This is a genomic window from Neisseria yangbaofengii (genome assembly GCF_014898075.1).
Taxonomy (GTDB): Bacteria; Pseudomonadota; Gammaproteobacteria; order Burkholderiales; family Neisseriaceae; genus Neisseria; species Neisseria yangbaofengii.
The window spans coordinates 413540-437169 of record NZ_CP062976.1 but is presented as its reverse complement, the minus strand read 5'-3'; the positions used below and the strand labels follow the sequence as shown (position 1 = coordinate 437169).

Below are 23630 nucleotides of genomic sequence, written 5' to 3'. Positions count from 1 at the left end.
TATTGTTTTATAATATTTTATTAGAATTCCGAATAATCATTCAGCATAATCATTCTGCTCTTGCCATTGAATTTGCAGCGTTTAAACAACACCATGCCAATTAAATATAAACCTGGCAAATTTTATTCTTTAGAGCATTTAATTTCTCAAAACCTGCAAAACAAACCTGCAAAACTTTGGTTGATTTCCGTTAAAATACCGCCTTTACTTTTACCCGCTTTCTAAGAAAATCATGCGCCTGACCCATATCAAACTCTCCGGCTTCAAATCTTTCACCGACCCGACCACCATTCATGTGCCGGGGCAGTTGGTTGCCGTGATTGGCCCCAACGGCTGCGGTAAATCAAATGTGATTGATGCCGTGCGCTGGGTATTGGGGGAGGCCTCCGCCAAACAATTGCGCGGCGAAAGCATGCAGGACGTAATTTTCAACGGTGCAGCCACCCGCCGCCCTGCGCCGCGCGCTTCGGTGGAATTGGTGTTTGACAACAACGATCACACCCTGCAAGGCGCGTGGGGACAATATACCGAAGTCAGCATCAAACGCCAGCTTACCCGCCAAGGCGATTCCACTTATTACATCAACAACCAAGTCGTTCGCCGCCGCGACATTACCGATTTATTCTTAGGTACCGGCGTAGGCGCGCGCGGTTATGCCGTGATCGAACAAGGCATGATTTCACGCATTATCGAAGCGCGTCCGGAAGAATTGCGTGCCTATATCGAAGAAGCGGCAGGCGTATCCAAATATAAAGAGCGCCGCAAAGAGACCGAAGGCCGTCTGAAAGACACGCGCGAACATTTGCAGCGCTTAAGCGACTTGCAAAGCGAATTGGCACGCCAGGTCGAAAAACTGGAAAAACAGGCAGAAACCGCCGAGCGCTACAAAGCCCTTACCGCCCAACTTGACCGGCAGCAGGATTTGCTCGACTACACCCAATGGCAGCAATCGCTTGCCACAGCCGACAAGGCCACCGCACAACACCAATCGCTGCAAGCGCAACAGAATGAAACCGCCGCGCAAATCCAAACCTTGATGGACGAAGTACACGCACTGCAAGCTGACGAACAAGCACAACAGCAAAGCATGCATGGTTTGAGCAACCGACGCGGCGTGTTGCGCGAGCAGATTGCACGCTTGGAAGAACAAATGCGCCACCAACGCAGCCTGAACCAGCGTATCGAACGCGACCGCCAAGCCGCGCAGGCGCAATTGCAGCGCATCCACCAAGAGCAGCAGCAAATCCGCGCCCTGCTTGAAGACACCGACATTCAAAACGAGGAAAAACAAATCGAACTGGCAGAACTCGCCATGCAAGTAGCCGGACACGAAACCCGGCTGCCCGAATTGGAAGAAACCCAAACTGCACTCAATGCCGCCTACCAAACCCAACAAGACGAAACCGGCCGCATCAAACGCGAATTGGCTTTAAAACAGCAACAGCTTGCCCACGCCAAACAAACCGTGCAGCAGCACGAAGCCCGTAAAGGCCGTCTGAAACATGAAAGCCAAGCCCTGAACCTGCCCGACGGCAGCGAAACCGCCGCCGCACAAGAGCAAGCCGCCTTATTGCAAAGCCAGCAAGAGCATTACGAAGAACAAATCCTTAGCGCCGAAGAACAATTAACCACCCTGCGCGATGGTTTTCAGACGGCCTCAAATCATTTCCAAGCCTTGCAGCAGCAACACATTACCCTGCAAGCCCAGCAGCAGGCTTTGTCGCAATTATTGGCGCAACCCCAGGAAGCCGCCGACTTTTGGCAAGCCACCGCGCACGGCACTGCGCCGCAACTGTGGCAACACATCAGTGCACCGGGCGACTGGCAACATGCCTTGAGTGTGGTACTGGCCGAACGCCTGCATGCACGCGCCGTACCCGATTCCTTCAGTCCGCCTTTGCCCCTGCCGGACAATCAGGCCGCATGGTTGAATGAAAAACTCAGCGGCGGCTTAAAAAAATCACTGCCTACGCAAGCTTTGTTGAACCAAATCCACGCCCGGCCGCCTTTTCAGACGGCCTTGCATCATTGGCTCGACGGCGTATTGTGCGCCCCGAATTTGGAATACGCCCTTGCCCACCAAAACGATTTGATCGGCCGGCAAATCTGGCTCACGCCCGAAGGCCATCAGGTCGATAAAATCAGCGTACTGCTTTATGCCAAGCCCGCACAGGAAAACCTGATTGCACAAAAAGCCCGTTTGGACGAACTCACTGCCGAGCTTGCCCGCACCGCACCGAAACTGGCCGCTGCCGAACAAACCCGTAACCAAGCACAGGCTGCCTTGCAAGCCGCTGAAAACCATCACAAAAACCTGACCCGACAGCAAAAACAGCACACCCTGCAATACCACCAAGCGCAACAGCATGCCGCCGAATTGTTGGCTCGCACCAACCAAGGCCAAATCCGCCGCGAACACATCACGCAGGAATTGGCACAGCTTGAAGAAGAGCAAATCATTCTGAGCCGGTCTTCAGACGGCCTCGAAGACGACATCGCCACCCTGCTCGAAGCCGTTGCCGAATTGGAACACCAGCAGCACAAGCTTTCCGCCGACCGCCAAACCCAGCAAGGCCGTCTGAAACAGGCGCAGCTTGCCTTGCTCGAAGCAAACCGCCGCTACGGTTTGGCCGAAGTGGCCGCACACAAGCTGCAACAGCAAAAACACAATCTGCAACAGCAACTTACGCGTTTAGACGAACAAATCTTGGATTTACAGGAACGCCAGCAGGAATTGGCTCTGGCTTACGAAACCGAAATGCGGAATGACGGGCAGCATATTAAACTCGACGAATTGAGCGAAGCCGTACAAACACTCGACAAAGAATACGCCGTGTTGCAGGAAACCTTGAACCAAACCCAAGCGCAAGGCCGCGAACAATATGCCCGCCAGCAAACCTTGCAGGCCAAATTGCCGCAGCTTCAGGCTGCCACCCAAACCGCGTTGCTGCAACAACAAGAAGCCCTAATCAACGCCAAACGCTTCCGCCAAAACCTGACCGAACGCAACGCCGATTTGGCGCAATTGGAAAACTTGTCCAAAGAAGCGGGCCGTCCGAATGTATTGAACAACCAAATCAGCAGTCTCACGCAACAAATCGAAACCTTAGGCGCGGTCAACCTTGCCGCCTTGCAGGAATTGGAAGAAGCGCGCGAACGCGACGATTATTACCGCAGCCAAAGCGAAGACGTGCAGACCGCGATTGACCTGCTTGAAGAAGCCATCGGCCAAATCGACGACAAAACCAAAGCACGTTTCAAAGAAACCTTCGACGCAGTCAACGAAAAAGTACAGACCTTTTTCCCGACTCTGTTCGGCGGTGGCGAAGCGGTGCTGAAAATGATTGGCGACGATCTGCTTACTGCCGGCGTGTCCATCATGGCCCGCCCGCCCGGTAAGAAAAACAGTACCATCCATCTGCTCTCCGGCGGCGAAAAAGCACTCACCGCCATGAGCTTGGTGTTTGCCCTGTTCAGCCTCAATCCTGCACCGTTCTGCCTGCTCGACGAAGTGGATGCGCCGCTTGATGATGCCAACACTTCGCGCTTCTGCAATTTGGTGAAAGAAATGTCGGCGCAGACCCAGTTCCTCTACATCTCGCACAACCGCCTGACCATGGAAATGGCCGAGCAACTCGTCGGCGTAACCATGCAGGAAAAAGGCGTATCGCGGATTGTGTCGGTGGATATCCAACAAGCGCTGCAAATGGCCGAACCGGCTTGATAAGCGATCGGATGAAAAATGCCGTCTGAAACGGAATTCTGTTTCAGACGGCATTTCACTTTAACTCGAACAACTCACCGCAATCCCCTCCGCCCATTCCGGCGCAGATTGGGCAAAATCGGCAAATTCCGGCCGCTCGTCAAACGGGTTTTCCAGGCAGTGGCGCAGGCGTTCGATTTCGCGATAGTCGCCGCGCTCCGCCAAATCGATGGCTTGTTGCGCCAGATAATTGCGCAACACATACAGCGGATTGGCCTGATTCATGCGCAGCTTACGTTTGGCATGGTCATTTTTTTCAGCACGCAGACGTTGGCGGTAGCGGCCGGCCCAGCGGACAAACAACTGCGGATTATGCTCGCCGAACAAAGCCATTAATTCAGGCGGCAACGCATCATCATGCGCGTTGCTGACTTCGCTCAAATGCCTGAAAAACAGAGTGAAATCGACTTTTTTGTCTTGCAGCGCGGCAAACATACCGGCAATCAGTTCCGCATCGTCTGCCTGTTCGGTCAGCAAACCGAGCTTCGGGCGCATGTGTTTCAGATAGGCCGTCTGAAAGGTTTCCGGCCATTGTTCCAATAAATCGTTAAGCACATTTTCCGGCACCAAAGATTCGAAACAATCGGCCAAAGCAGCCAGATTCCAATGCGCGATATAGGGCTGGGCGTGGTAGGCATAGCGGCCTTCGTGGTCGGAATAGTTGCAGACGTGGCGGCGGTCGTAGCCTTCCATAAAGCCGAACGGGCCGTAATCAATGGTCAGGCCGAGTATCGACATGTTGTCGGTGTTCATCACGCCATGACAAAAGCCGACGCTCTGCCATGCAGCGACGGTATCGGCGGTTCGCTCGGCCACTGCTTGCAGCATAGCCAGATAAGGATTTTCGGCTTCGCAGCATTCGGGGTAATAATGCTCAATCACAAAATCGGCCAGCGTTTTCAGCTCGGCTTCGCGGCCGGTGTAAAAAAAATATTCAAAGTGACCGAAACGGATAAAACTCGGTGCAATGCGGGTGACTACGGCAGCCGTTTCCACTGTTTCGCGGTACACTTCGTCATCGCTGCCGACCAAGGCCAAGGCTCGTGTGGTCGGAATCTTCAGGCCGTGCATGGCTTCGGAGCATAAATATTCGCGCACACTCGAGCGCAACACCGCCCTGCCGTCTGCAAAGCGCGAATACGGTGTTTTGCCCGCGCCTTTCAACTGCCATTCCCATGCTTTGCCATGGCTATCAGGCGTTTCGCCCAACAACAATGCGCGCCCATCGCCCAAACGCGGTGTGTAACCGCCGAATTGATGACCGCTGTACACCGTCGCAATAGGCTGCGGCTGATATTCCTCCGCGCTGCCGGCAAGATAAACAAGGTTTGAGGCCGTCTGAAAACTTTCAGACGGCAGGTTTAATTCATTGAGCAAGGTTTCGTTTACCCCAATCCAATACGGCTGATTCAGCGGATCGGGCTTGACTGTACTGTAAAACGTGTTGGGCAGCGTGGAAAAACGCGCCGCTTTCAGGGGAAGTGTGTGCATCATGGTTTCCTTATAAGTAATGCGCGCCAGGGTTTGTTGTTGAATAAAAGGGACGATTTCTTGTAAATCCGTTTGTTGAAAGGAGTTGGGGATAAATATGTCGCTCCTTATCTTATTTTGCTGATTTGTCAGCGTTGTACAACTGACTGAAGTCTCCGGTATCGGTAAAGCCACCCTAGACAAAAACCGCGATCGTATTGTGTTGGAATAAGTGGCGGGTTAAATGCAAAAATGCCGTTTGAAAAGTGATTTCAGACGGCATTTTACCTGCAAATTTTCGCGGTTTCAGACCGCTTGTAACAAATTTTTAATTAAAACATCCCACGACCGCTTTCGGTTTTTTCCGGCACGGCTTGGATAACGTCCCAGTGTTCCACGATTTTGCCGTTTTCATCTAAGCGGAAAATATCCACCACCGCTTCGCCACGGTCTTTATCGTCCATTTGGCTGTGAACGTGTAGCCAAACCAAATCGCCGTCTGCCGCCACACGCTTTACTGTGGCTTTGGATTGCGGGTGTGATTTTAAGAACGGGGCGAAGGCATCGATAAAGGCTTGCCCGCCGTCCGCTACGGTTGGATTGTGCTGTAAGTATTCCGCCCCAATGTGTTTGCTCACCGCTTCTTGCAATTTGTGTTGGTTGAAGGCTAATTCATAAAAATCCAATACGTTGGCTTTGTTGCGTTCTACGCTGGATGGTTGTGTTGCCATTGGCGTATTTTGGGCGGTGGCGGTGTGGCTTTGGGCTTGTACGCAAGCGCTTAATACGGCTGCGGTAATTAAAGTAAAAATGATTTTTTTCATAAATGTTCTCTCCGAGTTAAATTAGATTTGACAAATTTTTAGACAAAACCGACCGCTTGTGGAAGTGCGGTCGGTTTTTAAAAGTTTTTCGGCAGACTTACTTCGCCGCTACAGTAAAACGCTGATGTAAATGGGCTTTTTGCTCCGCATCATCGGCAATGGCAATCGCCAAATCGGCAACGCTGATCCCCGCAGGCTCATCGCCATTCATCAACAAATCATTACCGCCTAAACGATATTCGCCAGTGCGTTCTTCGCTAAATCCTGCGTCTGCTCCGAGCATTGCCGGCGGTGAAATAAACGACCAGTTCACATCACGGCGATCTTGCAATTCGCCCAATAAAAGGCGTGCCGCATTCGCTCCGTCAAAGATTTCTTTTGGAAAATCAGGCGTATCAATCAGTTGCACATTCGGGGCAACATACAGGCTGCCAGCACCGCCGACAATCAATAAATAAGGCACGTTCGCTTGTTTCGCCGCTTCCACAATCGCATTCGCTCCTTGGGTGAATTCCGCCCCGATATTCGGATTTGTCCAACCGGGGTTAAACGCCGAAACCACCACATCAAAACCCTGTAATTGGCTCGCAAAATCTGCACTGTTTACATCAAAAGCGACCGCTTGAATGTTGTCCGCTTTTTGTACTTTTTCCACATTGCGGGCGAAAGCGGTTACTTGATGTTGACGATCCGCCAACTCGTTTACCACCGCTTGACCCACATAACCTGTTGCACCAATAACTGCAATTTTCATCATAAACTCCTGTTCATTAAATTGATTTGAAAAAATATCTCGTTGCCGCTTGGCTTGATGTGGCGTATTATAGCCATTAACTTACTTTTGAGAAGTACTTACAAAAAGGTAAGTATGAAAATAATTTGAAGAATTTTTATAATTGATTGATTTTTAAGGAAATAAAAATGAGCGAAAATGTAATTTATCCCTTTGAACGAGGTGATGTGCTTGCCGCCGCTTGCCCTTCCCGCCAAATTTTGCAACATCTCACCAGCCGTTGGGGCGTGCTGATTATGGTTGTGCTAAGGGACGGCACGAAGCGGTTTAGCGAAATCCGCAACGCCATTGACGGCGTGAGCGAGCGAATGCTGACCCAAACCCTGAAAAACCTTGAGCAAGACGGAATGTTGATCCGCAAATCCTACCACACCGTGCCGCCGCACGTGGATTACACCCTGACCCCTTACGGCGAACAAGCCGCCGAAAAAATTTATCATTTGGTATAATATTACCATTCCCTTTTTTCAGACGACCTGACATGACCACTTTATTCCAACGCGACGAACTCAATCCCAACGACCCTGCCGAGTTTCTCTACACCTTAAGCGCAGCCTATCTCGATTACACTGCACAAAACGGCGACGAAGAGATGGCTTCGTTAAACAATGAGCAGCACACCTTAACCGCCTATTGCTATCTCGACAGCCAAGTGCAGGAGGGCGGCTTTGTGCAACTCATTGCGGCAGGTTACGGCGAATATATTTTTCTCAACCCTGTGGCCGACAGCCTGCGTCGCTGGCAGATTAAACCGACTCCGAAAATCTTAGACAAAGCCAAAGCGCTGTATGCGGAATATGGCGAAAAAATCGAGCAACTGGCTGAAGCGGATACGTCGTTAGACGATATCCGCGCTAAGTTTACCGACTTTGAAGAACTCGACGGCGAATATTACGAAACCGCCGATGAAGACATGGCCGTGGCCGTGGCTTACGTGCAGGCCAACTGGGACAAATTTGCCGTTATCGAAGATTGAATCATCAAAATACTGCAATAAAATCAAAGGCCGTCTGAAATTTCAGACGGCCTTTGATTCATTTTACGATTTTACATCACAAAACGATTAGATACCTTGCGCCAACATCGCATCAGCCACTTTAACGAAACCGGCAATGTTTGCGCCGTCAACGTAGTTCACGCTGCCGTCTTCACGCTTACCGTATTTCACGCAGCTTTCGTGGATGTCTTTCATGATGTTGAACAGGTTTTTGTCTACTTCTTCGCGAGTCCAACACAAGCGGATGGCGTTTTGGCTCATTTCCAAACCTGAAGTCGCTACACCGCCGGCATTTGACGCTTTGCCCGGTGCGTACAGGATTTTCGCATCCAAGAACTGTTTTACTGCACCCAAAGTCGACGGCATGTTGGCACCTTCGGCAACCACTTTACAGCCGTTGGCCAGCAAGGTTTTGGCCGCTTCTTCGTCCAATTCGTTTTGTGTCGCGCAAGGCAGAGCCACATCGGCAGCCACGCCCCAAGGTTTTTGCGACTCGAAGTATTGCAGGCCTTGTTCTTCGGCGTACACAGACAACCGCTCGCGTCGCACTTCTTTCAATTCGATCAAAGCAGCCAATTGCGCTTCAGTCATGCCGCTGTCGGCAAATCGAACGAAACCGTTGGAATCAGAAACAGTCAGCACTTTCGCGCCCAATTGAATCGATTTTTCAGCAGCATATTGCGCTACGTTGCCTGAGCCGGAAATCAATACGCTCTTGTCTTTCATGCTGTCGTTATTGGCTTCCAACATGAATTGTGCGAAATACACGCAGCCGTAACCGGTGGCTTCGGGGCGAATCAAGCTGCCGCCCCAAGTCAGGCCTTTGCCGGTCAACACAGAAGCGAATTCGTTGCGGATTTTTTTGTATTGGCCATACAGGAAGCCGATTTCGCGGCCGCCCACGCCGATGTCGCCGGCCGGTACGTCGGTGTTCGGGCCGATGTGACGGTAGAGTTCGGTCATGAAGGCTTGGCAGAAGCGCATCACTTCAGCATCGGATTTGCCTTTAGGATCAAAGTCGGAACCACCTTTGCCACCGCCCATCGGCAGTGTGGTCAAGGCATTTTTGAATACTTGTTCGAAGGCCAGGAATTTCAACACGCCCAAGTCAACAGTCGGATGGAAGCGCAAGCCGCCTTTGTAAGGGCCGATGGCCGAGTTCATTTGGATGCGGTAGCCGCGGTTTACCTGCACTTCGCCTTTATCGTCCACCCAAGTCACGCGGAACATAATCACACGCTCAGGCTCGACAATGCGCTCCAGCAAGTTTTGCTGGGTGTATTTAGGATTGTCTTTCAAGAAAGGTTTCAAGCTTTCAAAGACTTCTTCTACGGCTTGGTGGAACGGCTCTTGGTTGGGGTTGTTCTTTTTCAGTTTTTCGAACAAAGCATTTAAGTCGGTCATGGTACGCTCCCAAAAATAATCGGATGGAAATCCATCTAGAAGTAGGAAATTTACGGAGTGAAATATAACCTTATTTTTTTTCGCTGCCAAGTATTTTTTTGTAAAATTGTTGACATTATTTTGAGTAATTTTTTATTTATAAAATTTTTATATCAAAATATATAATAAATAAGCAATATTTATAAATAATTTATTAAAAAAATAAAATTATAATCTGTAATTGAAAAACTATATTTCAAAAATTTATTGAATAAATTTTCATCAAATTTGATACACGGCAAAATTTTGTCAACAATTCGATGTATTTCAGCGGTGATTAAATATCGTTTCAGAGGCTATTTAATCATTCAATTCCCATGCATCAGGCCGTCTGAAATGCTAGAATGACCGCCATTCAAACATAAGGAGTTCTCATGAAAGCCTATCACGACCTCATGCGCCGTGTTCTCGAACAGGGCACCGACAAATCCGACCGCACCGGCACAGGCACACGCTCTGTGTTCGGCCATCAAATGCGCTTCGATTTAAGCCAAGGCTTTCCGCTTTTGACCACCAAAAAGCTGCATCTGCGCTCCATCATTCATGAATTGCTGTGGTTTCTCAAAGGTGATACCAATATCAAATACCTGAAAGACCATAATGTCTCGATTTGGGATGAATGGGCCGATGAAAACGGCGATTTAGGTCCGGTTTACGGTTACCAATGGCGCAGCTGGCCGGCACCCGACGGCCGCCACATTGATCAAATCGCCAATGTGGTGGGACAAATCAAAAAAAACCCCGACAGCCGCCGCTTAATCGTTTCGGCATGGAATCCGGCTTTGGTGGACGAAATGGCCTTACCGCCCTGCCATGCGCTGTTTCAATTTTATGTGGCCGACGGCAAACTTTCCTGCCAGCTCTACCAACGCAGCGCCGATATTTTCTTGGGCGTGCCGTTCAACATCGCCAGCTATGCTCTGCTGACCATGATGGTAGCGCAGGTGTGCGGTTTGGAAGCGGGCGAATTTATCCATACCTTCGGCGATGCGCATCTTTACAGCAACCACTTCGAACAAGCCGAACTGCAATTGAGCCGCGACACGCGTCCGCTCCCGACCATGAAAATCAATCCGGATGTGAAAGATTTGTTTGCATTCACCTTTGAAGATTTTGAATTGGTGGATTACGATCCGCATCCGCATATTAAAGCGGCAGTGGCCGTGTAAAACTATTCATATAAAAAAGCCGTCTGAAAAATATTTTTCAGACGGCCTTTACTATTTAAGCGCTCACACTTCAATTCGGTTCGGTGTAAAGGCTTCCCATTTGTTACACGCCGGACAATGCCAGAAAAACACCTGCGATTTGAAATGGCAATTGCGGCAACGGTACATCACGCTTTTTTGCAGTTGGCGTCCGACCACGGCGCGCATCATATCGGCATCTCCTTTCCACTCGGCCGGCATATCACTCAGTTTCAAACCGAGCAAACGGTACACGCCGTTTAAATCCGGTTTTTGGCGCACCAATTCTACTGCCAATACTGCCGCTTCCGCTTCTCCTTTGAGCAACAAGGCTTTTTCGTAGATGACGTTGATCAAGTCCAAATCAGGGAAGGTTTTCATGTAGCCGATCAAGCGGTTCAAGCCTTCTTCTTGCCGGCCTTGGGCGGCATAGGCTTCATACATTTTCTCGCCGACCATGCTTAGATACGAGTGGTTTTGCTGCTCAATCGCGCCGTAGGCTTCGACCGCCGCGGCAAAATTGCCCTGTTTGGCTTCGATGTCGCCCAAAATCATGTTGGCACGGGTACATTTTTTATTCGCCTCCAAGGCTTTTTGCACGTTGTAGCGCGCCACATCGAAATTGGATTTAAACAGCGCACCGTGGGCGATTTCGCAATAAAACTGAGCAATCTCGAATTGATAGGTCTGTTCGTTGCGGCTCAACAATTGCGCCATTTCAATGGCTTTCGCCCAATCGCGGTCTTGCTGGTAAATACTCATCAGATGATGACGTGCTTCCCGCGCCATATCACCTTCGAGCAAGCCGATAAAGATTTGCTCGGCGCGGTCAACCAAACCGGCGCTTTGGTAATTTTGCGCCAATTCAAACAACACGCGTTCGCGCTTTTCATTGACCGTATCGGGCGATTCGAGCAAGGCTTGGTGCATATTGATGGCCTTGTCGTTCTCGCCGCGCTGGCGGTAGAGTTTGCCCAAGGTCAGGTTCAAATCGTAAGACTGCGGCTGCTGATCCACCACTTCGGCCAGTTCGCGGGCGGCGCGGCCATTGTTGCGGTCAACCAGCGCATCCAAGCTTTTATAGAAACCGGTCGGAATGCTTTTGGCCTGTTTCAACACCGTTTTCATGTCCACCCGCGCGGCAAACCAGCCCATCGCAAAAAACACCGGTAACAGGATAATCGGCAGCAAGATGACCCATAATTCGTTATCCATGCGTATCCTTATTTCTGCATCAGGTCAGTTGTGATCGGTACCGTTGTTGCCGACGGCACAGTCGGCGTGGCTTTCTGAATGTCTCGCTCGGTCATGCGGCCATGTTTTTTCACTTCGGCACGCAGGCGGTTGGCTTCACTGCGCAAACCGAGCAAACGGCCAAACAACGCAAACATACCGAACACAATCCCCACCACAAATGCGCCGAACAACACCACAATCAGCGGCACTTCTACACTCTGCCCCGGCAGGTAGAAAAACGACACCACTTGGGTATTGCTCACGGCCAGCAGAAAGAATACCAGCAAAATCAAAATCTTAACAATCAAGTAAACAATCTTCATTTAAGTCTCCATTCATGCGGCCTAAGCTGATGAGGCCGTCTGAAAATAATCCTGTGTAAGTTTAAACGATTTATTCGGTTTAGGATAGAACGGCTCCGTACAGAAAGGCTCGCCGCTATCGCTTTCAGACGGCCTTTATTGATCATTAATCGGATTGCTGACAATTTATAGTGAATCCACTATAGTAAACCGTTTTTCGTGTATTGCCCGACCTCTGCCATATCGGCGGCTGAAAAATCGCGTTGGAAATCCGCTTTTTTCCACTTGCCAAAACCATATCGACAGGCGTATTGTTTAACCTTTAATCTATCGAATCCATACCAGTTAAGAATAAGAAAGGCCATATCATGAGCAGACCCGTTCCAGCCGTATTCGGCAGCGTATTTCACGCCGAAATGCCGGTAATCGAATTTACAGACGACCAATGGCAGCCGGCCAAATGGCAGCCTTCGGGTGATCTGACCATTCCGGCGGGCGCGCACGCCCTGCACTACGGCAGCGAGTGTTTCGAAGGTCTGAAAGCCTTCCGTCAGGCTGACGGCAAAATCGTGATGTTCCGCCCGACTGCCAACATCGCCCGCATGCAGCAAAGCGCGGAAATCCTGCATTTGCCGAAACCGGAAACCGAAGCCTATTTGGACGCTTTGATTGAACTGGTGAAACGTGCCGCTGAGGAAATTCCCGACGCGCCTGCCGCCTTATACCTGCGCCCGACCCTTATCGGCACCGACCCGATTATCGGTAAAGCCGGTGCTCCGTCGCAAACCGCGATGCTGTATATCTTGGCATCTCCGGTGGGCGACTACTTCAAAATGGGTTCGCCGGTGAAAATTTTGGTCGAAACCGAACACATCCGCTGCGCACCGCACATGGGACGCGTGAAATGCGGCGGCAACTACGCCTCGGCCATGCCTTGGGTGCTGCAAGCCAAAGAAGAACACGGTGCGGCACAAGTCCTGTTCTGCCCGAACGGTGACGTACAGGAAACCGGCGCTTCCAATTTCATCGTCATCAACGGCGATGAATTGGTAACCAAACCGCTGACCGACGAATTTCTGCACGGTGTGACCCGAGATTCGGTGTTGACCGTGGCCAAAGACTTGGGCTACAAAGTGACCGAGCGTAACTTCACCGTCGACGAACTGCAAACCATGATTGAAAACGGTGCCGAAGCCATCCTTACCGGCACTGCCGCCGTGATTTCGCCGGTGACTTCATTCGTAATCAACGGCAAAGAAATCGAAGTGCAAAGCCAAGTGCGCGGCACCGCCATCCGCAAAGCCATCACCGACATCCAATACGGTTTGGCTGAAGACAAACACGGCTGGTTGGTTGAAGTGTGCTAACCCTTGAATCATGAATGTAAATGCCGTCTGAAAGCTGCATACTTTCAGACGGCCTTTTATTTGCCGGATTCACAACCCACAAAGCTTGTGCACAAAACCGCACTTCTGTCGTACAATAAACAGCAAACTGCTAAGGAATCATCATGCTACACACAACCGATAATCCCGTTATCCACATCACGCCCAAAGATTTGCCACTGCATTGCACCGGCTCCAAACACGAAACGTGGAACGGCCATCCGCGCGTGTTTCTGCCGATACAGTCCAACGGCGACATTAAATGCCCGTATTGCAGTATCCGCTATCATTTAGACGGCGAAATCCCCCATCACCATTATTAAACACACGCTATGATTCGACACGCCGCCATTTTCTTCTTGGTTTCCCTTTGCGCCGCCTGCGGCTCGTATAAAGCCGTCCGCCCTTCTGCGCCGATACCGGTTGTCGCCGAAGCCGAAACCTATTCCGTCAACTACGAAGCTGCCAACGGGCAACGCATCACTGCCGTTTACATCAACAGCAACAGCCCGATGACGGTAGAGCTGCACCAAGGCAATACGGTCGAGAGCCTGAAGCAAATCCAATCGTGGGCCAAAGGTGTGGAATACAGCAACCTTTCCACCCGCTGGCATGTACAGGAAGGTTTTGCCACACTTACCCGTCGCAGCAAATCGATTGTGTTTACCGAAATTATTGAATAATGCCGATAAAGCAAAGGCCGTCTGAACATTCGGACGGCCTTTGTTTAAACTGATTTATTCAGTCCACTGTACCCAGCCCATCGCCCAAGCCAGCAGAATCAAGCTGCCAAAGACAATGCGGTAATAGGCAAACGGCACATAGTTTTTCGTTGCCAAGAATTTCAGCAATGCCTTCACCGCCAGCAAACCGGCAAAAAACGCGGCGGTAAAGCCGACCGCAATCAAGCCGATGTCTTGCAGGGTAAACGACTTATAGTGTTTCAAAATATCGTAAAACGTCGCCGCAATCATCATCGGTACGGCCAAGAAGAATGAAAATTCAGTCGCTACCTTGCGTTCCAAGCCCCACAGCATACCGCCCATGATGGTACTGCCCGAGCGCGATGTGCCCGGCACCAAAGCACAAATCTGCGCACAACCGACTACAAAAGCATCAATCGGACGCATATCATCGACATTGGCCACCTTCGGCGCACGGCTTTGTTGGCGTTTTTCCACCCATAAAATAAAGAAGCCGCCCAACACCAGCATCATCGCCACGCTAACCGGGTTAAACAAATACAGTTTAATCTGTTTGCTAAACAGCAAACCGACCGCCGCCGCCGGCACAAACGCTACCGCCAAATTCAACGCAAAACGATTCGCCGTTCGCTCCTTGCCAATACCGCGGATAATCTTACCGAAACGCTGACGATATTCAAAAATCACCGCCAACACCGCACCCAATTGAATAGCGATTTCAAACACTTTGCCGTTACTGTGGAAATTCAGCAAATCGCCAACCACAATCAAGTGCCCCGTACTTGAAATCGGCAAAAACTCGGTCAAACCCTCAACAACGCCCAAAATCAGGGCTTTCAACAACAATATAATATCCATTAAACCTCTTTCAGACGGCCGGAGACCTTTGCAAAACGCCAGATTTGAGTGCAATTCGAAGTGAGCGCAGCACAGGAAGTGCATAACGAAGAAATGTGCCGAAGACGGGGATTTTACAAAGGTCCCGGCCTCTTTCTCAATCAAAAACCAAGCCCCTTCATTCATCAAACATTGCTGACAACAATATTCACGTCAAATGGTTTCAGGCCGTCTGAAACCATTTCCGGCCAACATTATAATTCGGCCTGCAAAATACAGGCAGCCTTTTCAGACTGCCTGTCGGTTCTCAATGATAATCGGTAGATACCTCAATGATTGGCGGATTTGGCCAAGGCCGCACCTTTGCTCTTAGCTCGGCTGCCGGCCTGTTTCAAACCGCGTTCGCTGCGCACTTTGGCAATCAATTCGTCAATGGTTTTCATGCCGTTTTGGTAATCACCGTTGAACAATACTTCATACTTGCCGCCGACAATCACCATCGGGGTGCTTTCGATGCGGTAGGTTTCGGTCAAATCCTGCATGTTCTTGGCTTGGGTTTGATTGGCTTCAGAATCATACGCGGCAACCAATTTCTTGCCGTCAAAACCTTTTTGCGCCGCTGCCCATTGTTTGAAAGTTGCGCTGTCGGCCAGATTGATTTTTTGCTCATACACCGCTTTAAACACCGCCGGATTGGCTTGGTATTTTAAGCCGGAACTGTTCACCGCAGCGGCCACGCGTGCCAAGCCGGACATTTCCGGCTGCCAAACTACGTGCTCGGTGCGCAAGTATGTGTCTTTGGCAAAGGATTGGCTGTGCTTCAACAACACAGGATCCAAATGGTAGCAATGCACGCAGAAGTAACCGAAAAATTCCAACACTTCCACCTTATCCGACTGAACCTGCGGAATCGGTTTGGGCAGCACTTGGTAATCCTTGCCTTCGGTCGCAGCTTGCGCCATACCGGCCAAAGACAAGGCCATCAATGCTGAGAATAATTTCATTTTCATCATCATTCCTTATTGAGCCGAACGGGTAAAGCTGCTTACGCCGTTTTTCTTCAGCGTTTGCTGCACGCGTTGAGCCGCATCTTGCGCCATCGCGCCACTTTGCAGACGGTACACTTTCTTGCCGTTGGCCGAACCTTCCACCACGCTGGACTGCACGCCCATCATGGCTAATTTGGCACGTTGCGTATCGGCAGAAGCACGATCGCCGTATGAACCCATTTGCACAATCACTTTTTTACCTGAAGGTTTCGAGCTGGCAGCGGCTTTGCCGTCGCCGGTTTCGCTTGATTTCTTCGCTTCTTCGCCTGCGGCTTTGCGGGCTTTTTCAATGCTGCCGCTGTTTAAGATTTGCTCCGGAGTCGGCTTGGCAGCTTTTTTCTCTGCTGCTTTTTTATCGGTTGCGGCTTTATCAGCAGCTTTCTTTTCGGCGGCTTTTTTCTCTGCGGCCTTTTTCTCGGCCAGTTTGCGCTCGGCACGTGCTTTTTGTTGTGCAGTCAATTCGGCTGCGGCTTTATCGGCTTTGGCTTTTTCCGCACGTTTTTGTGCCGACTCGGCTTTGCGTTTGACTTCGGCGGCTTCTTTCTCAGCTGCTTTTTTCTCAGCGGCCGCACGTTCTTCACGTTCCTGCGCGTCACGTTCGGCGGCATCGCGGTCATCTTCGGCATCTGCCGTGACTTTAGGCTCAACAGTGGCTTTCGGGATTGGCACAGGCACCACCGCAGGGGTGGCAGGTTTGCTTGCATCGGCCTTAGGCTGCTCGGTTTCAGACGGCGTATCTTGCGTTTCTGAAGCATCGGTATCCGCTTCGCCGGCTTTGGTATCCGGCTCGGCAGGGGCAGCCGGCTCTGCTTCCGAAACAGGTTTTTCTACCGGCTTAGGCGGCGCTTGCGGCTGCAAAACTTCCGGCTCGGTAGTTTGCTCCGGCTGCGCCAGTTCTTTGAATTGGTTTTGATTGCCTTTGTTTAAGAAAAACAAAATGCCGACAATCACAGCAGTCGCCAGCAGCAACCCTGAAATAAAACCGGCAATACCTTTACCATGTTGTGTCTGTTTTTTCATAACGTACCTTTATTTTTCAGACGGCCTCAAAGTATTCCAGCACTCTGAACCGCCGTCTGCTATTCAGATAGGACATTTTATCAACATCTCTTATGTTCGGCAAAATATCGGTATAATGCGCCATGCACAGGCCGTTTGGGAATATCCATTTATCAGGCCGTCTGAAAATGGGTTCGCTACGGGTTTATGATTCTGGATGGTGCATATTTACAACGCCCTGCGGAAGCTGACGGCTTTCAGTACATGGCTGCGGCCGACGGCCTCATCGTCGGCCAAATCGGCCAAGGTGCGCGCCACGCGCATGATGCGGTGGAAACTGCGCGCTGAAAGCGATAATTTTTCCAGCATCGCGCCCAAGACATCACGCGCTTCTTGTTCGATATTGGCTGCACTGTCTAATTCGGTGACGCTCAAATCGGCATTAACTTTACCCTGCCGTGCGTATTGTCTGTCCCGTGCCGCCAGCACTCTTGCCAGCACCGCCGCACTGGATTCGCCCGCCTGCTGCCGAGCCAGTTCTGCCGCCGACAGGCTCGGCACTTCTATCGTTAAATCAATACGGTCAAGCAGCGGCCCTGAAATTTTACTGCGGTAACGCGCCACACTCTCGGGCGTGCAGCGGCAGGGTTTATTTGGATGACCGAGATAGCCGCACGGACACGGATTCATCGCTGCCACCAATTGAAATTTGGCCGGGTACACCGCCTGCCGTGCCGCACGGGAAATGTGGATTTCACCGTTTTCCAACGGTTCGCGCAACACTTCCAATACTTTGCGGTCAAACTCGGGCAATTCATCAAGAAACAACACGCCGTGGTGGGCTAAGGAAATTTCGCCCGGCCGCGGATCCGATCCGCCGCCGACCATCGCCGCCGAACTGGCACTGTGATGCGGCGAACGAAACGGTCGCTCGCAGCTGAGTTCCTGCCGGTGGTTAGGCAATAATGAGCGCAACGCCCACACTTCGATCAATTCGTCTTCAGTGAGCGGAGGCAAAATACCGGGCAACCGCTGCGACAACATCGATTTGCCCGTACCCGGCGGCCCCATCATCAATAAACTGTGTCTGCCCGCTGCCGCAATTTCCAAAGCCAAGCGCGCGGTGTGTTGCCCTTTTACATCACTCAAATCAGGCAGGTTTGCGTTTTCAGACGGCCTGTCGAGATTCGGGCATTCGGTTTGCGCCAAAGGTTCGACGGCGTTTAAATGCGCCGCCACTTCACCTAACGATTGCGCGCCGTAAACTGTGATGCCTTTCATCACGGCTGCTTGCTGCGCGTTTTCAGACGGCAGCACAAAAGCGCGCCCTGCCTGCATACCCTGCCACGCCATTGCCAATGCACCGCGCACCGGCCGTAACATACCCGACAAAGCCAGTTCGCCGGCAAATTCGTAGTGCGCCAGTTTTTCCATCGAAATCTGACCCGAAGCGGCCAAAACGCCTAAGGCAATCGGCAAATCGAAGCGGCCGGATTCTTTGGGCAAATCGGCGGGGGCGAGATTGACGGTGATTTTTTTGGCGGGGAAATCAAAACCGCTCTGGATAATCGCCGCCCGCACCCGATCCCGGCTTTCTTTGACTTCGGTATCGGGCAGGCCGACGATATTGAACGCAGGCAAACCGTTGGCAAGGTGGGCTTCTACCTCGACCAACGGCGCATTCATACCGCTTAAAGCGCGGCTGTAAACCAAAGCGAGAGACATGATTCAGACGGTCTTATTCGGCGCTGTCTGCTTTGGTCACCGATTCAACGGCCGCTTCAACTTTGGCTGCAGGTTCTTCAACCACGTTTTCTTCGGCGGCAGCAGGGGTTTGCGCTGCCTCCAATTTGGCCAAACGCGCTTCCAGCTCTACCAGTTTGGTGCGGGTTTTAATCAATACCTGTTGCTGGATATCGAATTCTTCACGGGTCACCAAATCCATGCGGTTGAAGGCACTGCCGAGCATGGCTTTGACGTTTTTCTCCATGTCTTTTGCCGGGCTGTTGGCAATGGTTTCGCTCAATTTGTTGCCGATTTCTTCGAATAACTGTTTGCCGAACATAGCGGTAGTCCTTTTTTTCAAATATAAGAATGAGCTTATTGTATAGTGAAACAGGCCGTCTGAAAACCGCCGTTGCTGAAAAGCAAATTGCCGTCTGAAAATCGCTTTTTCAGACGGCATGGCTGCTTCGCTTGGTTTACAGGCCGGCGGCGGCTTTCAATACGGCGGCCTTATCGGTGCGTTCCCAAGTAAATTCCGGTTCTTCGCGGCCAAAGTGGCCGTAGGCGGCGGATTTTTGGTAGCGAGGATGCAGCAGGTCGAGCATTTTCACGATGCCTTTCGGACGCAGGTCGAAATGTTCGCGCACAATCTGAATCAGTTTTTCTTCGCTGATTTTGCCCGTGCCGAAAGTATCGATGGCAATCGAAGTCGGCTGGGCAATGCCGATGGCGTAGGAAACCTGAATCTGGCATTGGCTTGCCAAACCGGCGGCAACGATGTTTTTCGCTACATAGCGGCAGGCGTAGGCGGCGGAACGGTCCACTTTAGACGGGTCTTTGCCCGAGAATGCGCCGCCGCCGTGCGGCGCTGCACCGCCGTAGGTATCGACAATGATTTTACGGCCGGTCAGACCGCAGTCGCCCTGCGGGCCGCCGATGATGAATTTGCCGGTCGGGTTAATCAGGTATTTGGTGTCGTCCGTCAGCATTTCCGCAGGCAAAACCGGTTTGATAATCTGCTCGATAACCGCTTCACGCAATTCATCATACGATACGCTTTCATCATGCTGGGTGGACAATACCACGGTATCGATACGCTTGGCTTTGCCGGTTTCGCTGTCGTACACCACGGTAATCTGCGCTTTGGCATCGGGACGCAGCCAAGGCAGACGGCCGTCCCGGCGCAGTTCGCTTTGACGCTGCATCAGACGGTGGCTGTAATAAATCGCCAGCGGCATCAATACCGGCGTTTCATCGCAGGCATAGCCGAACATCAGACCTTGGTCGCCCGCACCCTGTTCCAAATCCAAGCCTTCGCCCTCGTTCACGCCTTGGGCAATGTCGGGCGACTGTTCGCCGTAGTTCAGCACCAATTTGAAAGTATCGGCGGCAAAGCCCAAAGCCGGATCGTTGTAGCCGATGCGGCGCACGGTTTCCCGAGCCACTTGTTCGTAGTCCACTTTGGCGCTGGTGGTAATCTCACCGGCCAGCACGCACAAATCGGTTGCCACCAGCGTTTCCGCCGCTACCCGTGCTTTCGGGTCCTGCGTCAAAATCGCATCTAAAATCGCATCGGAAATCTGATCCGCCACTTTGTCCGGATGGCCTTCGGATACTGATTCTGAAGTAAACAGAAATTCGCTCATTTTTAATTGTTCCCAAAAATAATCGCTGCAAACGCCGCCCGAAATCCAAACCGGCGGCACCGTTAATAGGTTTCAAACACGTTTTTCAGACGGCCTTGTTGCCGACTGTTGTGCAATACGCAGGTATTTTAAAATCCGAGGCCGTCTGAAAATGCGGTTCCGACAGATAAAAAAATACCCGCATCAAGCGGGAATTTAGGATTGCCTGCCGACCGATTCGACAGACCACATCGGCTTCAAACAGCCGTCCACCTTACCTTGCGGCGGCAAACCGCAACAGCAGGTTGGCATGGAATTTCCCAACTCTTAATGCAGCGGCGATGTTAGCAGATTTCCCGTTGCGCCGCAAGATTTGGGCAACGCAGTGCGGCGGCGATTTCAAGAAACAGGCCGTTTGCGCCAGGTTAGTGATACAATCGCCTGCAAACTTTCGTTTTCAAATATTTTGTATGACACACACCCTACTTACCTTTCTTTGCCGCCTGACCGCCGCCCTGCCCCTGCCGCTGCTGCACACGCTGGGCAATCTGTTGGGCGGTTTGGCGTATTATCTGCTGCCTGCCGACAGGCGGCGGGTGCGTGCCAATTTGGCACAGGCGGGGCTGCCGAATCATGCGGCGGCTGTGAAAACCGTTTTCCGTGAAACCGCCAAAAGCGGCTTGGAATTGCCGGTGGCGTTTTTCAGACGGCCTGAAGAAATCGAAACGCTGTTCAAACAAATCAACGGCTGGGAACACGTTCAGACGGCTTTAGATAATCAGCAAGGCTTGCTCTTCATCACGCCGCACATCGGCAGCTATGATTTGGCCGGACGCTGCATCAGCCAGCAATTGCCTTTTCCGCTGACCGCCATGTACAAACCGCCGGCATTCAAAGCCGTCGACACTGTGATGCAGGCCGGACGCGTGCGTGGCAAGGGAAAAACCGCACCGACCAATATCCAAGGCGTGAAGCAGGTCATCAAAGCCCTGCGTGCGGGTGAGGCCACCATCGTGCTGCCTGATCATGTGCCCGCGCCCGAAGAAGGCGGCGACGGCGTGTGGGTCGATTTCTTCGGCCGCCCGGCTTACACCATGACACTGGCGGGCAAACTCGCCCAAGTCAAAGGCGTGAAAGCGCTGTTTTTCGTCGGCGAACGCCTGCCCAATGGCCAAGGCTTTGCGCTGCATATCGAACCGCTGCAAGGCGGACTAAACGGCGATAAAGCCCACGATGCGCGCATCATCAATCAAAACGTGGAATATTGGATTCAACGCTTCCCGACGCAGTATCTGTTTATGTATAACCGCTACAAACGTCCTGCCGGCGCTCCGGAATCGCCACATGAATAAACTTATACAACAAAGGCCGTCTGAAAAACTTGTTTTCAGACGGCCTTTTTATTCCGCCCAAAATTAAATCACAAAATCAGCACCCGACAATTCAATATACTGGTTCATGTCTTGCGACGGCACTTTAGACGAGCGGCCAATCGGCTTGGCGGGTACGCCCACCACAGTAATCGACGACGGCACATCAGCCACCACTACGCTGCCCGCGCCGATTTTGGCATTTTCACCAATGCGGATATTGCCCAAAATCGAAGCGTTCGCGCCAATCATCACGCCGTCTGAAACTTTCGGATGACGGTCACCGCATTCTTTGCCCGAACCGCCCAAGGTCACGCCGTGCAGGATCGAAATATTGTTGCCCAACACAGCGGTTTCACCGGCCACAAAACCGGTGGCGTGGTCAAGCATCAGGCCGTGGCCGAAACGTGCGGCGGGGTGAATATCCACGCCGAACACTTCCGACATGCGGTTTTGCAGAAAATAAGACAAGGTTTTGCGGCCGTTGTTATACAGCCAATGGTTGATGCGGTGCGCCTGAATCGCGTGGAAACCTTTGAAATAAAGCAGCGGCAGCGAATATTCGTCACACGCCGGATCGCGCTCGTAAATGGCCTGCAAGTCTTCTTTCATGCTGTCGATAATGCAGCAATCATCGGCAAACGCTTGCAGGCAGATTTCGTTCAACGCGCGCACGTCCATAATCGGGCTGCCGAGTTTGCTTGATAAATGAAACGCCAGCACGGCATCAAGCGAATCGTGGCGCAACACGGTTTGGTGCAGGAAACTGGCCAGCATCGGTTCGGCATTGGCAGCAGCCGTAGTCTCTTCAAGAATCGCGTTCCACAAATCAAAATCGCGGGTATTGAGATGGTCTTTTTTCGGGGGAGCGGATGTGACTTTTTTCATGATGCTAAAGGCCGTCTGAAACTGATAAAAACATTATCTTACCGTTTTCATTGAATTTATCATAGCCAATTAGCAGATAAGTTTATAACCAAAAGTTCTCTTACAGATTTAAAGGTTATTTGGCTTGAAATTTTTTCAGACGGCCTTATATGCGGTTTATTGAACCATTCCCTGTTGAACGAAGGATGTCGGACATGACTGAACAAAACCCAAACATCGAAGAAGAAAAAGTAGAGGCTCAAGAATCGCAAGCCGATGATACCGCTGCTGAAACCGAAGCCGTTGAAACCGAAACGGCACCGGAGCCAACCATGGAAGATTTGCAAGCGCGCATTGAAGAATTGGAAGGCCGGCTCAAAGACGAACAATTGCGCGGCTTGGCCAATGAGCAAAACCTGCGCCGCCGCCATCAGGAAGAAATCGCCACCACCCACAAATTCGCCGGTCAGAAATTCGCCGCCGAAATGCTGCCGGTAAAAGATTATTTAGAAATGGCCTTGCTGGATCAAAGCGGCAATTTCGAAGCCTTGAAAACGGGCGTACAAATGACCCTGAACGAACTGCAAAAAGCATTCGATGCCACCCAAATCAAAGAAATCAACCCTGCCATAGGCGACAAACTCGACCCGCACCAACACCAAGCCGTGCAAACCGTGGTGAGCGAGCAAGAGCCGAACACCATCGTCAATGTGATGAAAAAAGGTTATTCACTGTCTGACCGCGTGTTGCGTCCGGCCATGGTCGCGGTGGCAAAAAAAGAAGATTGAAAGCACCGCTTGATGCTGTTTATCAAGCACAAAATTTTCAGACGGCCTTATCCCATACCGGCAAACAATATACCGCTGTTGGAAAATCATTCCGAACCATCGGAACATGATTAGGATAACAAGGCCGTCTGAAAAACCTGTCCAATATTCCAAACAGCCTGTGGATAAATAAATCAAGCACTTGAATTAAATCATAAAAAAATTTCTTTCCAAGTCTTGAAAAAAAATTGAACACCCTTATCTACAAGCCAACTGAACGACAAGTT

22 protein-coding genes are annotated in these 23630 nt (G+C 51.2%); 9 read left to right on the top strand and 13 right to left on the bottom strand.

Going from position 1 to position 23630, the window contains the following annotated elements; genetic code table 11:
- The first annotated feature begins 232 nt into the window (after positions 1–232).
- Positions 233–3724, top strand: a complete 3492-nt coding sequence (gene smc / locus H4O27_RS02305; RefSeq protein ID WP_165006565.1) for a chromosome segregation protein SMC — start codon at positions 233–235, stop codon at positions 3722–3724.
- A 60-nt stretch (positions 3725–3784) separates the two neighbouring features.
- Here smc and H4O27_RS02300 read toward each other — a convergent pair whose 3' ends face one another.
- The 3 genes from H4O27_RS02300 to H4O27_RS02285 all read right to left on the bottom strand — a co-directional run bounded on the left by H4O27_RS02300 (position 3785) and on the right by H4O27_RS02285 (position 6811).
- Complete coding sequence (locus H4O27_RS02300; protein WP_165006900.1) at positions 3785–5254, bottom strand: protein adenylyltransferase SelO; 1470 nt, start codon at positions 5252–5254, stop codon at positions 3785–3787.
- Positions 5255–5565: 311 nt separating this feature from the next.
- Positions 5566–6057, bottom strand: a complete 492-nt coding sequence (locus H4O27_RS02290; RefSeq protein ID WP_165006568.1) for a nuclear transport factor 2 family protein — start codon at positions 6055–6057, stop codon at positions 5566–5568.
- A 97-nt stretch (positions 6058–6154) separates the two neighbouring features.
- Positions 6155–6811: an NAD(P)-dependent oxidoreductase gene (locus H4O27_RS02285; protein ID WP_165006903.1), complete on the bottom strand. Its 657-nt coding sequence runs from the start codon at positions 6809–6811 to the stop codon at positions 6155–6157.
- 167 nt (positions 6812–6978) lie between these two features.
- On the opposite strand from H4O27_RS02285, the gene H4O27_RS02280 reads away from it, so the two are divergent.
- Both H4O27_RS02280 and H4O27_RS02275 read left to right on the top strand, forming a co-directional pair.
- Entirely contained in the window at positions 6979–7299 is a 321-nt protein-coding gene (locus H4O27_RS02280; RefSeq protein WP_165006571.1) for a winged helix-turn-helix transcriptional regulator, read from the top strand.
- A 32-nt stretch (positions 7300–7331) separates the two neighbouring features.
- Positions 7332–7826, top strand: a complete 495-nt coding sequence (locus H4O27_RS02275; RefSeq protein ID WP_165006574.1) for a DMP19 family protein — start codon at positions 7332–7334, stop codon at positions 7824–7826.
- Positions 7827–7913: 87 nt separating this feature from the next.
- Here H4O27_RS02275 and gdhA read toward each other — a convergent pair whose 3' ends face one another.
- Positions 7914–9251, bottom strand: coding sequence for an NADP-specific glutamate dehydrogenase (gdhA, locus tag H4O27_RS02270; protein ID WP_165006577.1), 1338 nt, complete (start codon positions 9249–9251; stop codon positions 7914–7916).
- Positions 9252–9664: 413 nt separating this feature from the next.
- On the opposite strand from gdhA, the gene H4O27_RS02265 reads away from it, so the two are divergent.
- On the top strand, positions 9665–10459 hold the full coding sequence (locus tag H4O27_RS02265) for a thymidylate synthase (protein ID WP_165006580.1): 795 nt from the start codon (positions 9665–9667) through the stop codon (positions 10457–10459).
- A gap of 63 nt (positions 10460–10522) precedes the next feature.
- Here H4O27_RS02265 and lapB read toward each other — a convergent pair whose 3' ends face one another.
- Together lapB and H4O27_RS02255 are read right to left on the bottom strand one after the other, a co-directional pair.
- Complete coding sequence (gene lapB / locus H4O27_RS02260; RefSeq protein ID WP_165006583.1) at positions 10523–11692, bottom strand: lipopolysaccharide assembly protein LapB; 1170 nt, start codon at positions 11690–11692, stop codon at positions 10523–10525.
- 8 nt (positions 11693–11700) lie between these two features.
- The gene (locus H4O27_RS02255) at positions 11701–12036 is read right to left on the bottom strand and encodes a LapA family protein (RefSeq protein ID WP_165006586.1); all 336 of its coding nucleotides are present in this window, start codon (positions 12034–12036) and stop codon (positions 11701–11703) included.
- 347 nt (positions 12037–12383) lie between these two features.
- Here H4O27_RS02255 and ilvE point away from each other — a divergent pair, with 347 nt between their 5' ends.
- The 3 genes from ilvE (at position 12384) to H4O27_RS02240 (ending at position 14083) form a co-directional block, all read left to right on the top strand.
- The gene (ilvE, locus tag H4O27_RS02250; protein WP_165006589.1) at positions 12384–13382 is read left to right on the top strand and encodes a branched-chain-amino-acid transaminase; all 999 of its coding nucleotides are present in this window, start codon (positions 12384–12386) and stop codon (positions 13380–13382) included.
- 143 nt (positions 13383–13525) lie between these two features.
- Positions 13526–13723 (top strand): zinc-finger domain-containing protein, encoded by a 198-nt coding sequence (locus H4O27_RS02245; RefSeq protein WP_165006592.1) that lies wholly within the window; start codon positions 13526–13528, stop codon positions 13721–13723.
- A gap of 9 nt (positions 13724–13732) precedes the next feature.
- Positions 13733–14083 carry a hypothetical protein gene (locus H4O27_RS02240; protein WP_165006595.1) on the top strand — a complete coding sequence of 117 codons (351 nt, stop codon included), beginning with the start codon at positions 13733–13735 and terminating at the stop codon, positions 14081–14083.
- A 54-nt stretch (positions 14084–14137) separates the two neighbouring features.
- On the opposite strand, the gene H4O27_RS02235 is transcribed toward H4O27_RS02240, so the two are convergent.
- The 6 genes from H4O27_RS02235 to metK form a co-directional block, all read right to left on the bottom strand.
- Positions 14138–14962, bottom strand: coding sequence for an undecaprenyl-diphosphate phosphatase (locus H4O27_RS02235; protein ID WP_165006598.1), 825 nt, complete (start codon positions 14960–14962; stop codon positions 14138–14140).
- A gap of 308 nt (positions 14963–15270) precedes the next feature.
- Positions 15271–15957 carry a thiol:disulfide interchange protein DsbA/DsbL gene (locus H4O27_RS02230; RefSeq protein ID WP_165006601.1) on the bottom strand — a complete coding sequence of 229 codons (687 nt, stop codon included), beginning with the start codon at positions 15955–15957 and terminating at the stop codon, positions 15271–15273.
- 3 nt (positions 15958–15960) lie between these two features.
- Complete coding sequence (locus H4O27_RS02225; RefSeq protein ID WP_165006604.1) at positions 15961–17010, bottom strand: SPOR domain-containing protein; 1050 nt, start codon at positions 17008–17010, stop codon at positions 15961–15963.
- A 207-nt stretch (positions 17011–17217) separates the two neighbouring features.
- A complete protein-coding gene (locus H4O27_RS02220) occupies positions 17218–18714 on the bottom strand; it encodes a YifB family Mg chelatase-like AAA ATPase (RefSeq protein ID WP_165006607.1) in 1497 nt (498 codons plus the stop codon).
- A gap of 13 nt (positions 18715–18727) precedes the next feature.
- A complete protein-coding gene (locus H4O27_RS02215) occupies positions 18728–19054 on the bottom strand; it encodes an accessory factor UbiK family protein (RefSeq protein WP_165006610.1) in 327 nt (108 codons plus the stop codon).
- A gap of 136 nt (positions 19055–19190) precedes the next feature.
- Positions 19191–20360, bottom strand: coding sequence for a methionine adenosyltransferase (metK, locus tag H4O27_RS02210; protein ID WP_165006613.1), 1170 nt, complete (start codon positions 20358–20360; stop codon positions 19191–19193).
- A 449-nt stretch (positions 20361–20809) separates the two neighbouring features.
- Here metK and H4O27_RS02205 point away from each other — a divergent pair, with 449 nt between their 5' ends.
- Positions 20810–21691: a lysophospholipid acyltransferase family protein gene (locus H4O27_RS02205; RefSeq protein WP_165006616.1), complete on the top strand. Its 882-nt coding sequence runs from the start codon at positions 20810–20812 to the stop codon at positions 21689–21691.
- 63 nt (positions 21692–21754) lie between these two features.
- Here H4O27_RS02205 and cysE read toward each other — a convergent pair whose 3' ends face one another.
- Positions 21755–22597, bottom strand: coding sequence for a serine O-acetyltransferase (gene cysE / locus H4O27_RS02200; protein WP_165006619.1), 843 nt, complete (start codon positions 22595–22597; stop codon positions 21755–21757).
- 185 nt (positions 22598–22782) lie between these two features.
- Between cysE and grpE the strand changes: the two genes are divergently transcribed.
- Positions 22783–23364 carry a nucleotide exchange factor GrpE gene (grpE, locus tag H4O27_RS02195; protein WP_165006622.1) on the top strand — a complete coding sequence of 194 codons (582 nt, stop codon included), beginning with the start codon at positions 22783–22785 and terminating at the stop codon, positions 23362–23364.
- Positions 23365–23630: the final 266 nt, after the last annotated feature.

Coding starts and splice junctions, on each gene's coding strand:
- smc (WP_165006565.1), top strand. CDS start 233: ATGCGCCTGACCCATATCAAACTCTCCGGCTTCAAATCTTTCACCGAC.
- H4O27_RS02300 (WP_165006900.1), bottom strand. CDS start 5,254: ATGCACACACTTCCCCTGAAAGCGGCGCGTTTTTCCACGCTGCCCAAC.
- H4O27_RS02290 (WP_165006568.1), bottom strand. CDS start 6,057: ATGAAAAAAATCATTTTTACTTTAATTACCGCAGCCGTATTAAGCGCT.
- H4O27_RS02285 (WP_165006903.1), bottom strand. CDS start 6,811: ATGAAAATTGCAGTTATTGGTGCAACAGGTTATGTGGGTCAAGCGGTG.
- H4O27_RS02280 (WP_165006571.1), top strand. CDS start 6,979: ATGAGCGAAAATGTAATTTATCCCTTTGAACGAGGTGATGTGCTTGCC.
- H4O27_RS02275 (WP_165006574.1), top strand. CDS start 7,332: ATGACCACTTTATTCCAACGCGACGAACTCAATCCCAACGACCCTGCC.
- gdhA (WP_165006577.1), bottom strand. CDS start 9,251: ATGACCGACTTAAATGCTTTGTTCGAAAAACTGAAAAAGAACAACCCC.
- H4O27_RS02265 (WP_165006580.1), top strand. CDS start 9,665: ATGAAAGCCTATCACGACCTCATGCGCCGTGTTCTCGAACAGGGCACC.
- lapB (WP_165006583.1), bottom strand. CDS start 11,692: ATGGATAACGAATTATGGGTCATCTTGCTGCCGATTATCCTGTTACCG.
- H4O27_RS02255 (WP_165006586.1), bottom strand. CDS start 12,036: ATGAAGATTGTTTACTTGATTGTTAAGATTTTGATTTTGCTGGTATTC.
- ilvE (WP_165006589.1), top strand. CDS start 12,384: ATGAGCAGACCCGTTCCAGCCGTATTCGGCAGCGTATTTCACGCCGAA.
- H4O27_RS02245 (WP_165006592.1), top strand. CDS start 13,526: ATGCTACACACAACCGATAATCCCGTTATCCACATCACGCCCAAAGAT.
- H4O27_RS02240 (WP_165006595.1), top strand. CDS start 13,733: ATGATTCGACACGCCGCCATTTTCTTCTTGGTTTCCCTTTGCGCCGCC.
- H4O27_RS02235 (WP_165006598.1), bottom strand. CDS start 14,962: ATGGATATTATATTGTTGTTGAAAGCCCTGATTTTGGGCGTTGTTGAG.
- H4O27_RS02230 (WP_165006601.1), bottom strand. CDS start 15,957: ATGATGATGAAAATGAAATTATTCTCAGCATTGATGGCCTTGTCTTTG.
- H4O27_RS02225 (WP_165006604.1), bottom strand. CDS start 17,010: ATGAAAAAACAGACACAACATGGTAAAGGTATTGCCGGTTTTATTTCA.
- H4O27_RS02220 (WP_165006607.1), bottom strand. CDS start 18,714: ATGTCTCTCGCTTTGGTTTACAGCCGCGCTTTAAGCGGTATGAATGCG.
- H4O27_RS02215 (WP_165006610.1), bottom strand. CDS start 19,054: ATGTTCGGCAAACAGTTATTCGAAGAAATCGGCAACAAATTGAGCGAA.
- metK (WP_165006613.1), bottom strand. CDS start 20,360: ATGAGCGAATTTCTGTTTACTTCAGAATCAGTATCCGAAGGCCATCCG.
- H4O27_RS02205 (WP_165006616.1), top strand. CDS start 20,810: ATGACACACACCCTACTTACCTTTCTTTGCCGCCTGACCGCCGCCCTG.
- cysE (WP_165006619.1), bottom strand. CDS start 22,597: ATGAAAAAAGTCACATCCGCTCCCCCGAAAAAAGACCATCTCAATACC.
- grpE (WP_165006622.1), top strand. CDS start 22,783: ATGTCGGACATGACTGAACAAAACCCAAACATCGAAGAAGAAAAAGTA.